This window comes from Gloeocapsopsis sp. IPPAS B-1203 (assembly GCF_002749975.1).
In the GTDB taxonomy this organism is placed as follows: domain Bacteria; phylum Cyanobacteriota; class Cyanobacteriia; order Cyanobacteriales; family Chroococcidiopsidaceae; genus Gloeocapsopsis.
Genome location: NZ_PEIG01000001.1, coordinates 230,036 through 244,676, shown reverse-complemented (window position 1 = coordinate 244,676; position 14,641 = coordinate 230,036). Strand labels below are relative to the sequence as shown.

General features: G+C 40.2%; 15 protein-coding genes. 11 read left to right on the top strand and 4 right to left on the bottom strand.

The genetic code is table 11. The annotated features are described in order from the left end of the window. The first annotated feature begins 154 nt into the window (after window positions 1-154). From cpcB to CSQ79_RS01140, 11 genes are all read left to right on the top strand, one after another. The gene (gene cpcB / locus CSQ79_RS01190; protein WP_099699379.1) at window positions 155-673 is read left to right on the top strand and encodes a C-phycocyanin subunit beta; all 519 of its coding nucleotides are present in this window, start codon (window positions 155-157) and stop codon (window positions 671-673) included. 62 nt (window positions 674-735) lie between these two features. Continuing rightward, window positions 736-1,224 (top strand): C-phycocyanin subunit alpha, encoded by a 489-nt coding sequence (gene cpcA, locus CSQ79_RS01185; protein ID WP_099699378.1) that lies wholly within the window; start codon window positions 736-738, stop codon window positions 1,222-1,224. Window positions 1,225-1,350: 126 nt separating this feature from the next. Further along, window positions 1,351-2,232, top strand: a complete 882-nt coding sequence (locus tag CSQ79_RS01180) for a phycobilisome linker polypeptide (RefSeq protein ID WP_099699760.1) — start codon at window positions 1,351-1,353, stop codon at window positions 2,230-2,232. A 95-nt stretch (window positions 2,233-2,327) separates the two neighbouring features. Continuing rightward, window positions 2,328-2,654 (top strand): rod-capping linker protein CpcD, encoded by a 327-nt coding sequence (gene cpcD, locus CSQ79_RS01175; protein WP_099699377.1) that lies wholly within the window; start codon window positions 2,328-2,330, stop codon window positions 2,652-2,654. A 207-nt stretch (window positions 2,655-2,861) separates the two neighbouring features. Further along, window positions 2,862-3,113, top strand: a complete 252-nt coding sequence (cpcD, locus tag CSQ79_RS01170; RefSeq protein ID WP_099699376.1) for a rod-capping linker protein CpcD — start codon at window positions 2,862-2,864, stop codon at window positions 3,111-3,113. After that, the gene (gene cpcE, locus CSQ79_RS01165) at window positions 3,113-3,928 is read left to right on the top strand and encodes a C-phycocyanin alpha-cysteine-84 phycocyanobilin lyase subunit CpcE (protein ID WP_099699375.1); all 816 of its coding nucleotides are present in this window, start codon (window positions 3,113-3,115) and stop codon (window positions 3,926-3,928) included. The genes cpcD (CSQ79_RS01170) and cpcE overlap by 1 nt, the downstream gene beginning before the upstream one ends. A 14-nt stretch (window positions 3,929-3,942) precedes the next feature. Then, window positions 3,943-4,572, top strand: coding sequence for a C-phycocyanin alpha-cysteine-84 phycocyanobilin lyase subunit CpcF (cpcF, locus tag CSQ79_RS01160; protein WP_099699374.1), 630 nt, complete (start codon window positions 3,943-3,945; stop codon window positions 4,570-4,572). Window positions 4,573-4,612: 40 nt separating this feature from the next. After that, entirely contained in the window at window positions 4,613-5,461 is an 849-nt protein-coding gene (gene cpcG1, locus CSQ79_RS01155) for a phycobilisome rod-core linker protein CpcG1 (RefSeq protein WP_099699373.1), read from the top strand. Between the two features lie 93 nt (window positions 5,462-5,554). Continuing rightward, complete coding sequence (cpcG2, locus tag CSQ79_RS01150) at window positions 5,555-6,298, top strand: phycobilisome rod-core linker protein CpcG2 (RefSeq protein WP_099699372.1); 744 nt, start codon at window positions 5,555-5,557, stop codon at window positions 6,296-6,298. Between the two features lie 65 nt (window positions 6,299-6,363). After that, entirely contained in the window at window positions 6,364-7,137 is a 774-nt protein-coding gene (cpcG4, locus tag CSQ79_RS01145; RefSeq protein WP_099699371.1) for a phycobilisome rod-core linker protein CpcG4, read from the top strand. Between the two features lie 139 nt (window positions 7,138-7,276). Then, window positions 7,277-8,362, top strand: coding sequence for a calcium/sodium antiporter (locus CSQ79_RS01140; protein WP_099699370.1), 1,086 nt, complete (start codon window positions 7,277-7,279; stop codon window positions 8,360-8,362). A 23-nt stretch (window positions 8,363-8,385) separates the two neighbouring features. Here the strand turns inward: CSQ79_RS01140 and CSQ79_RS01135 are convergent, their stop codons facing one another. From CSQ79_RS01135 to CSQ79_RS01120, 4 genes are all read right to left on the bottom strand, one after another. Beyond that, window positions 8,386-10,116, bottom strand: a complete 1,731-nt coding sequence (locus CSQ79_RS01135; RefSeq protein WP_099699369.1) for a hypothetical protein — start codon at window positions 10,114-10,116, stop codon at window positions 8,386-8,388. 353 nt (window positions 10,117-10,469) lie between these two features. Continuing rightward, entirely contained in the window at window positions 10,470-12,005 is a 1,536-nt protein-coding gene (locus CSQ79_RS01130; RefSeq protein ID WP_099699368.1) for a glycosyltransferase family 39 protein, read from the bottom strand. Between the two features lie 23 nt (window positions 12,006-12,028). Then, the gene (locus CSQ79_RS01125; RefSeq protein ID WP_099699367.1) at window positions 12,029-12,991 is read right to left on the bottom strand and encodes a lysylphosphatidylglycerol synthase transmembrane domain-containing protein; all 963 of its coding nucleotides are present in this window, start codon (window positions 12,989-12,991) and stop codon (window positions 12,029-12,031) included. 40 nt (window positions 12,992-13,031) lie between these two features. Then, window positions 13,032-14,627, bottom strand: a complete 1,596-nt coding sequence (locus CSQ79_RS01120; protein WP_099699366.1) for a hypothetical protein — start codon at window positions 14,625-14,627, stop codon at window positions 13,032-13,034. Window positions 14,628-14,641: the final 14 nt, after the last annotated feature.

Here is a 14,641-nt window from a genome sequence, read left to right as displayed (position 1 = left end):
TCTGATCCCCGATTCACGGCGACCAAGAAAAATTGAAACTTGAATACAGTGTTGAAGCTAAGGTCTGTTGCAGTCAATTCCAACTGCATACAACAACATTCCTGATTTTTTAAAAACAGCACTCTACTTTTCGCTCATTAGGAGAATAAAGTCGATGTTAGATGCATTCGCCAAAGTAGTATCTCAAGCAGACTCAAGAGGTGAGTTCTTAAGTAACGAGCAATTAGATGCACTCACCAATATGGTGAAAGATGGCAACAAGCGCTTGGATACAGTGAACCGCATCACCAGCAACGCTTCAAGCATTGTGACTGATGCAGCTCGTGCTTTGTTTGAAGAGCAGCCCCAGTTGATTCAACCAGGTGGAAATGCTTATACCAACCGTCGTATGGCAGCTTGCTTGCGCGACATGGAAATCATCCTACGCTACGTAACTTATGCCGTAATGGCTGGAGATGCTAGCGTACTTGACGATCGCTGCTTGAACGGTCTGCGTGAAACTTATCAAGCTTTGGGCGTACCTGGTGGTTCAGTTGCTGCTGGCGTACAAAAAATGAAAGATGCTGCTATCAAGATTGCTAACGACCCCAACGGTATTACCCAAGGTGATTGTAGCCAATTAATGTCTGAAGTAGCTAGCTATTTTGATCGCGCTGCTTCTGCTGTTGCCTAATATTTTCAAAGCTTAATATAGCTAAGTAAACTACGAGAAAACAAAAAGGAGATATTGCAACAATGAAAACCCCAATTACAGAAGCAATTGGTGCTGCAGATACCCAAGGTCGTTTTTTAAGCAACACTGAACTACAAGCTATCAATGGTCGCTTTGACCGCGCAGCAGCTAGCATGGAAGCTGCAAGATCATTGACTCAAAAGTCACAGCAATTGATTGATGGAGCTGCTCAAGCAGTTTATCAAAAGTTCCCATACACCACTCAAATGCAGGGACCTCAGTACGCTGCTGATTCGCGTGGTAAGTCCAAGTGTGCTCGTGATATCGGTCACTACCTCCGGATGGTAACTTATTGCCTAGTTTCTGGTGGTACAGGTCCTATGGACGAGTACTTAATTGCTGGTTTGGATGAAATCAACCGCTCCTTCGACCTATCTCCTAGCTGGTATGTCGAAGCACTAAAGCATATTAAGTCCAACCACGGCTTGCAAGGTCAAGCAGCTAACGAAGCTAACACCTACCTTGATTACGCCATCAACGCCCTGAGCTAGTATTCAGGTGCGATGCCCGGAAGAGTAAGCGAGTGTTGGCACAAAAAGCTAGCAGTTGCTAATTTTTCCGGGCATTGTTTTTCCAATTTTGCACAATCACAATTTATTGCGTTGGGGGAACCGTTGATGAGTGCTTTAATGGTAAACAATTTAGCAGCAGCAGGGCGACTCGGTCTTTCGGCGTTTGATGCTTCATCAAGAGTTGAGCTGCGACCTGATTGGACAGAAGATGATATTCAAACAGTTATTCGTGCTGTTTATCGTCAGGTATTGGGCAACGATTATGTGATGCAAGCAGAACGTCTAACCTCTGCTGAATCGCTATTACGGCAAGGAAATATCACAGTTCGAGATTTTGTCCGTGCCGTTGCTAAATCAGATTTATACAAAAACAAGTTTTTCTATCCGAATTCAAATCAACGCTTTGTTGAACTCAATTTCAAGCATCTCTTAGGTCGGGCACCATATAGTGAAGAAGAGTTAGCCTATCATACGCAGTTGTGTGAGGAACAGGGCTACGATGCTGAGATTGATGCGCATATCGATAGCATTGAGTACGAAAACAGCTTTGGTAACAATGTGGTTCCGTATTATCGGGGCTTTATGGTAGAGCCAGGCGTGCAAACCACTGGTTTTACAAGAATGTTCCGGTTGTATCGCGGATATGCGACAAGCGATCGCGGTACAGTAGGTGGTAAATCTCCTCGGTTAACTCGCGAACTTGGACGCAATCAAGCTTCCAATATTGTGCAACCTGCGGGTAGTAGTGGTTCTGGCTGGAAACACGCTTCAATTCCCAATGATGCTGCACCAAGAAAAGCACTTGGTGGTACACCTGAAGAAAGCGGACGCATGTACCGCATCGAAGTTACTGGAATTCTCCAACCTGGATATCCTAAAGTACGCCGGAGTAGCACTGCGTTTTTAGTGCCTTACGAGCGTCTTTCACAAAAGTATCAGGAAATCACCAAAAAAGGTGGCAGAATAGTCAGCGTCACCCCAGCATAAGAGGAGCAAGGAGCGAGGAGCGAGGGATTGAGCCTTATGCTTCTTGCTCGTATCCCAATTCAAAGTTTAAATACTACAAGGAAATACAAATAAAAATGTTTGGTCAAACTGGACTTGGCAGTGGCAGACTCAGCAACGCCGAAAATCGGATGTTTCGCTACGAAGTCAGAGGAATGCGTCAGACATATGAAAACGATCAACTAAGCTATCCGATTCGGAGTAGCGGTAGTTTCTTTGTTAGCGTTCCCTACAATCGGATGAATGAAGAAATGCAGCGAATTCACCGCATGGGCGGCACAATCGTGAGCATTGAACCGCTGACAATTGAAGGCGATGGACAAGCTAAAAGCGAAGCAACAGCGGTGACACAAAACTTAAAAGCTGAAGGTAAAAATAAAGCTGCAGGTGCAGATAAAGGCTAGATAGCAACCCACGAGTCAGCTAGAATTACATCTCACTTTAATCACCGCATCACGGAGTTATGAGTTCTCAGTTATGAGCTATGAGTTAAGATTCTTCTAATTCAAAATTCAAAACTTGAATTCAGTTTCCTTGATTTATCTATTGAGGTTAACTCAAAACTCAACACTTCACGACTCAAAACTTTTGAAAGGAGATACAAAGCAGCAATGTTTGGTCAAACAACTGTTGGTAATGGAGGAATATCCTCTAATGCTAGTCGTGTATTTCGTTATGAAGTTGTAGGTTTGCGTCAGAATCAAGAAGCTGACAAAAACAACTACGATATTCGTCGTAGCGGCAGTGTATTCGTTACAGTCCCCTACAACCGCATGAATGAGGAAATGCAACGGATTACCCGCCTGGGTGGCAAAATTGTCAGTATTCAACCGTTAAGCATTGATGCTAAAAGTTCTGACTAATGCAGTCCAATTGGTCACAATCCGCCGCGGAAACAGAAGGACTTACTGTAGAACAGGCGATCGCCAACTTGCAATCGCCTGATTTGAGCTTGCGTTACTACGCTGCTTGGTGGTTAGGCAAATTTCGCGTCAACATGCCAGCAGCAGTAGAGGCTTTAATTGTAGCTTTAGAAGATGAAGCAGATCGTACAGAATTAGGCGGATACCCGCTGCGACGAAACGCGGCGAGAGCTTTGGGAAAACTCGGTGACACGCGAGCTGTACCTGGGTTGATCCGCTGTTTAGCGTGTGAGGATTATTACGTACGCGAAGCAGCTGCTCAATCCCTAGGAATGTTAGACGCGCCAGCGGCAATTTTCCCATTGATGGAATTATTAACAGGTGGTGTAGAGGAAGCTGTACCCGTTTCAGGACGTCCGCACTTGACTCAACCGTATGACTCGGTAATTGAAGCTTTGGGGGCACTACAAGCAAAACAGGCAATATCACTGATTCAACCTTTTTTAGAACATCCCCAAGCTAAAGTACAGTATGCGGCTACGCGAGCAATGTATCAGCTGACGCAGGAAGATAGCTATGGTCAAAGCTTAGTAAAAGCCTTAGAAGGTAATGACTTACAACTACGTCGCACTGCATTAAGCGATTTAGGCGCAATTGGCTATTTACCAGCAAGAGAGGCGATCGCTCGATGTGCTGTAGAAAATAGTTTCAAACTGCTGGCGCTCAAAGGATTGCTAGAACATCAAGCTAAACTACACGAAGCACCAACTCAAGACACCATCCAAGTCATGACTCTAATGGACTCACTTTTATAAACCCTGACTCCTCAATGACCGAAGCTCAAGCTCTCATTCGCGCCGTCGAACAAGCAGACTCTGCCCCGCGCTTAGTCGCAGCAGTTCAGGATTTGGCATCTGCTGAAGTCGAAGCAGGGATATCAACTTTGATTGCGGTCTTAGGATATAACAATCCCACTGCTGCAGTGGCAGCTGTACAAGGGTTGATTCAGATTGGTAGTCCAGCAGTACAACCATTAATCGAACAACTGGATGATTACAACTACGGCGCACGAGCATATGCCATTCGAGCATTAGCAGCGATCGCCGATCCACGAGCTTTAGATATATTACTCGCATCGGCTGCGACAGACTTTGCTCCTAGTGTTCGCCGCGCGGCTGCTAAAGGTTTGGGTGCTTTGCGTTGGCGTGAACTACCAACAAATGAACGCAGTACTGCCCAAGTAAAAGCGCTAGAAACTTTGGAGTTGATTCTCCAAGATGCTGATTGGTCGATTCGTTATGCTGCGATTGTGGGCTTGCAAAGGCTAGCAACTACGTCGGAACTAACGTCTCAAATTCAAAGCAAGTTTGCGCAACTTTTAGCAACAGAAAAAGATGCTGCAGTGCGATCGCGGGTGCAATTTGCTCAAGCGCAGTTATTCAGTATAACTTCAGACTAAACTTTTACAAATTTCTGTCTTTTATAATAAGGTTGTCAAAATGTCAATACCCCTACTAGAAATTACCCCAACAACACAAAATCAGCGAGTTGCTGGCTACGAAGTGCCTGATGAAGACGATCCGAGAGCTTATCGGATGACTGATGCCACTTCGGATACAGACGTTAACGAACTAATTTGGGCAGCTTACCGACAAATTTTTAGCGAACACTTGATTTTAGAAAAGCATCGTCAACTTTTTCTTGAATCGCAACTACGCAATCGAGCAATTACAGTACGAGATTTTGTTCGCGGTTTAGGCAAATCGGAAGTTTACCGCGAATTAGTAGGAGAAACAAACTCCAACTATCGCTTAGTTGATATTACCTTTAAGCGATTTTTAGGACGAGCATCTTACGGTAAAGACGAACAGATTTCTTGGTCAATTGTCATTGCAACTCGAGGCTTGAATGGATTTATTGATGCGGTTGTTGATGGTGAAGAGTATCGGCAGAATTTTGGCGATGATGTAGTTCCGTACCAACGCCGTCGCTTTAACGAACGTCCATTTAATTTAGTGAATCCGCGTTATGGAGAGTACTGGCGCGATCGCCAGAGCTTACAATCCATATCAGGACGTTCTTATTATCAGGTACGACGAACACAAAATATGCCCAAACAAGAAGCTGCACGTCAAGCAATTCCAGACACCTTTTTCGCTATGGCAGGAGGTCTTTTACCCAATGAGCTTAATTATCAACGTACAGTTGCTAGTGTTACCTCACAGATCAAAAACCTAGAGATTCCTGATATGACTCGCAGCGAAAATTCAGTACAACGTGCGGTTAAACCTAAAGAAACCGCTTTACCTTATCGTTACATTCCTTCTGCTAATCCAACAGTGGAGTAATGAAAAGTTTTGAATCATAAAGAGTTTTGAATTAAGTTTTCTTAAACTTACAACTCAACACTCACAACTCAACACTCATAACTTTCTTAAACTATGCCAATTCCTTTACTTGAATATCAACCGAGTTCCCAAAACCAGCGGGTGTCGGGTTATGAAGTACCCAATGAGGATACTCCTTGGATTTACCGTCTAGAAGATTGCGCTTCTGATGGCGAAATTCAAGAATTAATTTGGGCAGCCTACCGTCAGGTATTCAGCGAACATGAAACACTGAAGTTTTATCGCCAAGCACAATTAGAATCACAACTGAAAAATCGTGCGATTACCGTACGCGACTTCATTCGCGGACTGGCAAAGTCAGAAAGCTTTCGTCGCTTGGTTGTCGAGACAAATTCTAACTACCGACTTGTAGAAGTTGGTTTAAAACGACTTCTTGGTCGTGCCCCCTATAATCGAGACGAAGAAATTGCTTGGTCAATTAAAATTGCGACTATGGGCTGGAGTGGCTTTGTAGATGCTTTGCTTGACAGTGAAGAATACCAAACTAATTTTGGTGATACTACAGTACCGTATCAGCGCCGTCGCTTTAAAGATCGTCCCTTCAATTTGGTTACACCACGTTATGGTGATTACTGGCGTGACAAGGAAGAAAATGAGCGCTACAAATGGGGCGATATCAATAATTTCATGGAAATGGCAAGTTCGATCAATACTCGACAAGTACGATTTACATCTGTTAGTACTGCCAACATCCAAATTCCGGACATGACACGGGATAATAAACAAGGGGTACCAGTTTCAGTCAATCCTTCAGCTAGCTTCCCTGTCCGGTTGTAACAGCTGAATAAATTGAGTTTCCCCAATTTTTGACAATTAAACTTATTTGAAACGGAGATACCAGCATGGCATTGCCGTTGCTTCAGTACAAACCTACAACACAAAATCACCGCGTCAGCAGCTTTGGCGTTGCAGACCTTGACGATGAAACTCCATACATCTACCGTGTGGAGGATGCTAACTCGCCAGCAGAGATTCAAGACTTGATCTGGGCAGCGTATCGCCAGGTATTCAGCGAACATGAAATCCTCAAAGCAAACCGTCAGTCACAGCTAGAATCGCAACTGAAAAATCGTGCCATCACCGTACGAGATTTTATTCGCGGACTGGCAAAGTCAGAACGATTTTACGAAATGGTTGTTGCTGTCAACAATAACTATCGTCTCGTTGACATCTGCTTAAAGCGCTTCCTTGGTCGGTCATCTTTTAATAAAGATGAACAAATCGCTTGGTCAATCAAAATTGGCACGCTAGGCTTCCACGGCTTTGTTGATGCCTTGCTCGATAGCGAAGAGTACATTGATAATTTCGGTGACTATACCGTACCTTATCAGCGTAAGCGGATGGAAGGTCGCCCCTTCAACTTAGTGACTCCCCGCTATGGTGAAGATTTCCGCGAAACAGCTGGAACTGTCACAACCGATTGGCGTTTTGCTTTAGAGCAATTCTACAGCCGCAAGTACGAACAGCGTCAGCTACGCGAAGGCGACCCCCGCAAATATAGCGATATGGCAGCTGCGATCGCACCCAAGCAAAACTATGCTCAAGGTGTCTCAGCTTACAACATTGACTATATGAAAATGGTTCCAGTACGGAATGCTGCGGGTAGTAAGCGCTAAAGCGTAAACTGGAGTTTGAGTTCTTCATGTTTAATTAACTGGGTCTAGTTTCCGCACGTTGAATGGCGATCGCATAACATTTATTGTTAGCTATGCGTCAAGGCAAGTGGCAACTGGACCCAGTGATGTTATAACGTTTATGGATATTACAACAATCGTTTTATTGATTATCGGGTTGGTACTGCTAGTTGCGGGCGCGGAAATATTAGTACGTGGAGCATCGCGGCTTGCTGCTAGTGTAGGTATATCACCCTTAGTTATTGGTTTAACCATCGTTGCCTATGGCACAAGTTCACCAGAACTTGCTGTCAGCGTACAATCTGCTTTTGCTGGACAAGCAGATATTGCTGTGGGTAATGTTGTTGGTAGTAATATCTTTAATGTCTTATTTATTTTGGGCGTATCTTCCTTAGTTGCCCCGCTACTTGTATCTCAGCAATTAGTCAAGTTTGATGTCCCCATCATGATTGGTGTATCGTTTTTGACTCACTTGCTAGGTTCTGACGGTAGGATTGGCAGATTTGATGGAATTTTGCTGTTCCTTAGCGGCGTTATTTATACTCTTTTCTTGGTTTACCAAAGCCGTAGAGAAAAAGATGCTGCCGTGCAAGAAGAATACGCCAAAGAGTATGGTAACTACGGTAGAACTACTTGGTTGGTTAACTTAGGATTGATTATTGGCGGTTTGGTATTGCTTGTCATTGGTTCGCGATGGTTAGTTAATGGTGCGATTGCGATCGCCCAAGCTATTGGTGTTAGTCAGTTGATTATTGGATTAACAATAGTTGCAGCAGGCACATCTTTACCTGAAGTAGCAACCTCTGTTGTCGCAAGTATGCGCGGTGAACGTGATATTGCTGTAGGAAATGTTGTTGGCAGTAATATTTTTAATATCTTGGCAGTATTAGGCTTAGCAAGTATTTTCTCCCCAGATGGTATTGCCGTTTCTGCTTCAGTCTTAAGGTTTGATATTCCTGTCATGATTGCAACTGCGATCGCCTGCTTGCCAATTTTCTTTACAGGTAATGTCATCTCGCGTTGGGAAGGAATTCTCTTTCTTGGCTATTATGTTGCTTATACAGCGTATCTAATTTTGTACTCTACTCAGCACGCTGGTTTGCCTATATTTAGCTTAGTATTTCAAGCCTTTATTATTCCGATTACCTTGCTGACTCTCATCATTATTACCTTACGTCATGTTCGTGCCGATCGTACAAGTGTATAAATTTTAGCATACAATTAAGTGCTCTAGAAGCCCTTTTTGTTATGCATAATACAATCAGCTTGCAAAACAACAAAATTACCTGTTTGAAAAACTGAACATTGGTTTATTTCTTTAGCTAAAGCTGGTATTTTACCCTGCTGTAATAAGTTGATAGCTTGATGAGCAGTATGATATTGCCTAATCCATCGGCTACCAGCTATGTACGCACGATCCCAAGCTGAATTTTCTACCAACCAATAATCTATATGATATTTTTGAATAAAACTTTTTACTTGCTGTAAATCAGGGCTGTATTGTGCTGCAATTAAATCATTCATTCGTTGTCTAATTTGTGCATAATAACCTTTTTGATAAGGAACAGGAAATCCAACTCCTCCTACTAAAATAGAACGTTGAGAAAAAGAAGGAATATTAGCAACCTCTTCTGTTAAAGAAGCAATGAGAATATCTTTAGGCTGTTGAGCAAAAAACTCATACAAGGGTGGAAATTTCCCTATAACATAGTCAGTTTTAGGAAACTTTTCTAAAAAGGGCGATATAGTAATTAAAGTAAATAATAAAGTAGCTGTTCCTAAAGCACACCACTGATATTTCTGTGAATTGCTCTTAGTATTTATAGCCCAGTAGAATAAAGCATCTAATAGGATTGCAATAGCAATTCCTCCAGCGATCGCCGTTACAATTCTCAAGCTATGCTCGGTGTACCTTGTTGGCAGATGCAAGGTAAATAACAGTGCATGGGCAACAAAAAACATGAGTAAAGATGCTAGGGTAATTTGTACCAGAAGCCATCCTTTTGAATTTAACTGTTTGACTAAAGGAAATACTTGAGAGAAAAGCAGCATAGGAAACAAAAGCAGGGTAGCCAAAATTGGTAATATCGTTCCATATTTAGGCATAATCCCACTACGCTGCCCAGTAAACCAAAAATGCTGAGGAATATCGACAAAAAATTGGCTCAATCCTGTTGATTGAAACTCTGGTAAGGTTTTAGCCTCAGTTGCTGTCATAACTGGACCATAATCTGAAGACTTTAATGCATAAACTGATAAAACGAGAAAGGCTACTCCTAAACCTATTGCACAAAATAAGTAATCGCGTCGATTTGAAGTAAATGTAATACAACCGAATTGCCAATAGACTAACTGCAAAAATAGAATACCAGCGCAGATGAATACACCCTGAGGATAAAACATGCCTAAAAGTGCGATCGCTATGCAAACTATGAATAAATTATGGCGTAATAAATAATATATAAATGCTGTAAATAGTGGATATACAAATGCTACTGCTGTACCAGATACTAAATCATCTCGTAACCATAAATACTGATTGAGTAGTAAAGTTGCCAGAAAGCCCGCGAACGGAACAGGAAACATTTGCAAGCAAATACTAAAACAAAAACCCGTTGTTATAGTACACAAAAGTATAGGTAGAAATTTATTAAGCAACATAGGATCGATGCCTATCATTGCAAAAACTTGATACAAAGTGGTATAGCCTAATGGAGCAACTGATTGAAAGTAATCAGCTAATAAATCGTTAGGAAATAGTTGGGGATCTAAAAAACGCCTCATCCAAAATATATGCTGACGAGCATCGTCTTGGACAACGTAATCGCTGCTGAAAGCAATTTTTAAACCTAATACACCATAAAAGATTGCAAAGATTAAGCTCAGAATTAACCAAATAAACTTGGCACTAAGTTTAATCCTAGGAGCAGTAAAAAAAATAGACCTACGTAAACTAATCATTGTAAATAAAGTTAAGAAATGGTATATTTCTAGCCAGTGTATGTATTAGATACTTTTGTTTCAAAGCTGAAAATACTAGACCTCCTGCATGAATCACAGATGCCCTCCGACTGAAGTCGGGGCTATCTATACAAAGTGTACGGAGGTACACTAAAGCAAGATTTTTATGATTAAGCCCACCTCCGTAGACTTTAATTTATTTAGTGGCGAATTCATTTGCAATCACTTACTCTTGCAGTGAATAAAATACAGAAAGTATTTAGTTATTTACTAGTTTAATAAGGGTAAATCATCAACAATAATGTAATGTATCTTGTACCTAAAATTTAATATAATATGAAAAAATTAATCATTTAAGATTTAGTAAAAGTGTATAGATACACAAATGAGCCTTTTTCTTGAAAAGCGTCAGTTTGCTTACCAAAAGTATTGAGGTAAGATGTTATTCTTTCACTTTCTTGTGCCCAACTACGTACATGAGAAAAGACAATCCAAACTCTTGAATAGTTTTTTAATTGGTTTAAATCCTGAATGTATCTTTGCCATTCTAAGTCTGAAATACCTTGTCCATCTTGTTTATCTAAATCATCTATACCCATAATATAGTCGTTTACTTGATAACCAAATTTAGGAGCATAGTATTTAAACTGGAATTCTGCTCGTTGATACACATATATAATGTCTTGCAATTGTTGATGTTCTTTAATATAAGCAATAACTGGTCTAATTTCCTGCTTTTCATATGGTTGAATAACTAGGTATATACTAGTACCTATTGGAGGAACGAGTAGTAATATTAAAACTAATGTGCCTAATACTGCCAACTTTGTCGAACGAGTTTTTTGTTTAATTCTTGCTATTCCCTCGCTAATGATTAAAATGAAAAATGGTGTTAAAAACAACACTAATCTGCCATCAAAAGGATAAAGTTTTAAGTAAGCTACTGATAAAGTAACAATGATTGGCAATAGCAATAGCATTAAAGTTTTTTGTTTTGTTTTAATTAATGTAGAAAAACCTACAAAAAAAGCAAAAATAGCAATTCCCAAAAAAACATCTGGAAAACCCAAAGGTTTGTGAAAAAACTCCCAAAATGTTTTTAACAACCATGAAAAGTCTAAAAAAGATGTTGGAAATGTTCCGCGGCTTTCCCAAGAATTTATTAAAGTTGCTTGGTTAGTCAAAGCTTGTAGTGAAACAAAATACGATATAATAAAGCTAATTGCCCAAAATAGAAATACTAATATAAGTTTTAAAGTCTGAGTGAGTTGCTGGTTTATTATTGTAATTAAAATATGGGCGATCCCAATCCCTGTTAAAACAAAAATAACTGGATGGGAAAACCAAATTGTAGTAGCACCTAGAAGGGCATAACTTACAATCCATTTTAAATTCAAATTAGTGCGATTCAAGTTAACTAAAAGCAAACACAAAAGTATTGCGATCGCAACATCACTCGAATACTGTTTAACTTCCGTAGCATAGTAAACAATAATATGTAAGCTAGCAAACAGTGCTAAAGCAATTGTAGCTGCTAAAGGTTGCAAGCATCGTTTAGCTAATTGATAAAAAACAAATAAAGAAACAATTGCTGATAAGAAAGGAAATAGCCTTAAAGAGTATTCAGAATTGCCTAAAACTTGAGTTATAAATTTTTCTACATATAAAAAACCAATCGGTGCAGCTTGATCGTAATCTAAAGGCTGGAGTAATTCAGCATAGGAACGGTTGACAATATTTAAAGCAAGTGCAGCTTCATCGTTCCATAAAGAGCGATTGTAGAGATACTGTACTAAGCGAACAAAAGTTCCAAAAGCAATAATAACCCAAGGTAATCTTTGGGGTGAAAACAAAAATTTGTAAAAGGTTAAGTAAGATTCTTTGCCCATTTTATTTAATTAAGAATCACGAGTTAATAACGGATAGACTGCTTTCCATTTCGGATAGTTTGTAGCATTGTCAAGTATTGTCCTAGAAAAGGTAAACCAGCGATCGCAGGTAGAATATATCGTGAAGTACACAGTAATCCTAAAGCTGCTGCTGTTGGTGCATCAAAATAAGGTTGGTAGAATACAATCAGGGCAGCATCACGGGTTCCTACTCCGGCAAAAGTTAACGGCAATAGCCCTGCCAAAATTGCTAAAGGGGATAATGCTAGATTAGCCAAAAAAGGTGTCCAAGCATTGATGGCAAAAATAAAAAACCAGATTTGTAATAAATGTAAAAACCAAATAAATATAGAAGTTGTAACTATTAGCAATAAGTGGGTGCGATCGCGCCAAAAATAATTGTGCATTTGCCCCCAAGAGGACTGTAGTTTTGCTAGCTTTGAGCTAAATCTAGGTAGAATAAATTTACCAATATCAAAAAAAACTTGTGCAAATTGTTGCGAAGCAAGTAATAGCATACCAAAAATCAATCCTAAGCTAACACTGGCTGTCATGATCCAGAACAACCAATTTTGCTGTGAGTAAAATAGCAATCCAAATACACACCATAAAAGTAGTGAAAGCAGATCGCAAGCTTTTTCAAAAACGACCAAAGATAAAGATAGAGAGCCACTTATTTGCCCTCGTTCTTTCATAAAAAAAGCTTTAGCAATATCCCCCATTTTTGATGGTAAAACCATATTTAAGACACTTGCTGCTAAAATTAAACGAATTGCTTCACCAAATCCTAATCGTTTGTCTGTAGGCATGAGCTGTTGCAGTCGCCATGCAGTAAGGAGAGTCAACGGAACAACCATGCTCAAACTAATTACCAGCCACCAAACATTGCTATTTTGTAAAACTTGCAATAATTGAGGAAAGTCAATTTTCCAATAAATAATTCCCAGCATGAAAAGGCTAACACAGATAGAAAAAAATCTTTTCATTAAAGTAAATTGAAATAAATATTAAATATACTTATCTAAATTAAATATAACGTTCTATCTTTAATGCTTCTCCAAGAGACAGTGTTCTAATTTTTGGTGTTAAATTTATCCACGGTTGTAATTGATTTAGTTGAAATGTACGACTCATGACAACATAAATTGAAGTTTGATCGCCACTAATTCCAGCATGAATGACGTTATGCCATGTTGGAGTATGTACTTCATCGCTCACGCACCATTTCCCTTGACTCCAGCGTAATTTTCGCATGAAGTAAAAAGGAGCATTTTGTTTACCTGTGATTAGCATCTTTTGGAGTAACTTACGAATTAAGTTAGGAAAAAAGCGTCCAAAAATGAGCATGACAACACGTAAAATCAGTAAATTTAACGGCGTCATCTGTTTTTGTTTTGCCCAACCCATAGCACCAGCAATTGTTATCTCTTCGTCGTTGATGTTAATGTTATAAGTATCAATGAGATGAGCAACACAGTTTTTTAGTTTACCTTTGACTTCAACTTGGAATGAAATCTGCGTATCTGATACAACTAATTGATTGTTGCGAAATAGTTTAAATACCCCTCCTTTGTTTAGGGCTAAATATAACTCTGTATTTTCTCGACGTTCAATTAAAATTTTTGCTTCTTTGAGCCAGACTCGTCCTTGAGGATGTATCATCGGTGCGGGACGCTGTGGGACAAAATCACGCCATGCTAATAAATAATTCCATGTATGATGTCCAATGATATGATCGTCGGCATAACAAGGTGCTAGTCCTTTGGCTAGTCCTTCTAAAAAGCGATCGCTGACTTGTAAAGCTTCTGGCATCCAGTGCCCAATAACTTCAAAACCGTGGGGAAAGAAATTATAAGTATTGCGACTCGTGTATTCTCCACCATAAGAACCATCAGGATGAACAAACTGTGCTGCTAAGTTGACAGCTTTGATCAGTGCTTCTTTTAACCGCACCTCAGGCTGGAGTTGATAAATTCTTGCTAAGCAGGAAATTGTCATTGTATGGTAGCCAGGATCGCAGCCTTCGTATTCTTGAAACCATCCTTCAGAACTTTGCCACGATAGTACGAGTTCTAAACGTTGAGCGATCGCTTGATGCCACCGAGATGTTTGGAATAACTCAGAAAGTCGCAATAAACATAGTGTAATTAACGCTTGATGATTGCTTAATTGCCCACTTTCTTGATAACTTGCTAACCAATCTGCCCGCCGCGAAAAAAAATGCAACAGTGTATGATTCTTTAACCCTAGTTGCGTGTAACTCTCAATGCAAGCTAGTAAAGAAAAAGCTGCAGCTCCACTTGCACGTTCGTAAGGAAAGTAATCGTCGCAAGAACCGTCGTGGTGCGCACTTTGTGCAGCATAAATAATTCCTGCTTTTACCCATTCGCGAATAACTTGCTGGTGGTAGAAAGGATTTTCTCGTACATTTGTACTGTAAGCTAAGGCAAGCGGTAACACAAATTCCTGTGCCATGCCGCTAGGAAAGTCAATAATTTTGTAGTGCCAAAAGTTACGATCAAAGCAGCCATAAGTTGGGCTATGTGGATTGCGATCAAGTAATGTCAAAATTTTAGGAATATTAGCCAAAGCACTACGGGCAAATAAATCACGGTGAGACATAATTAGTTGCAATT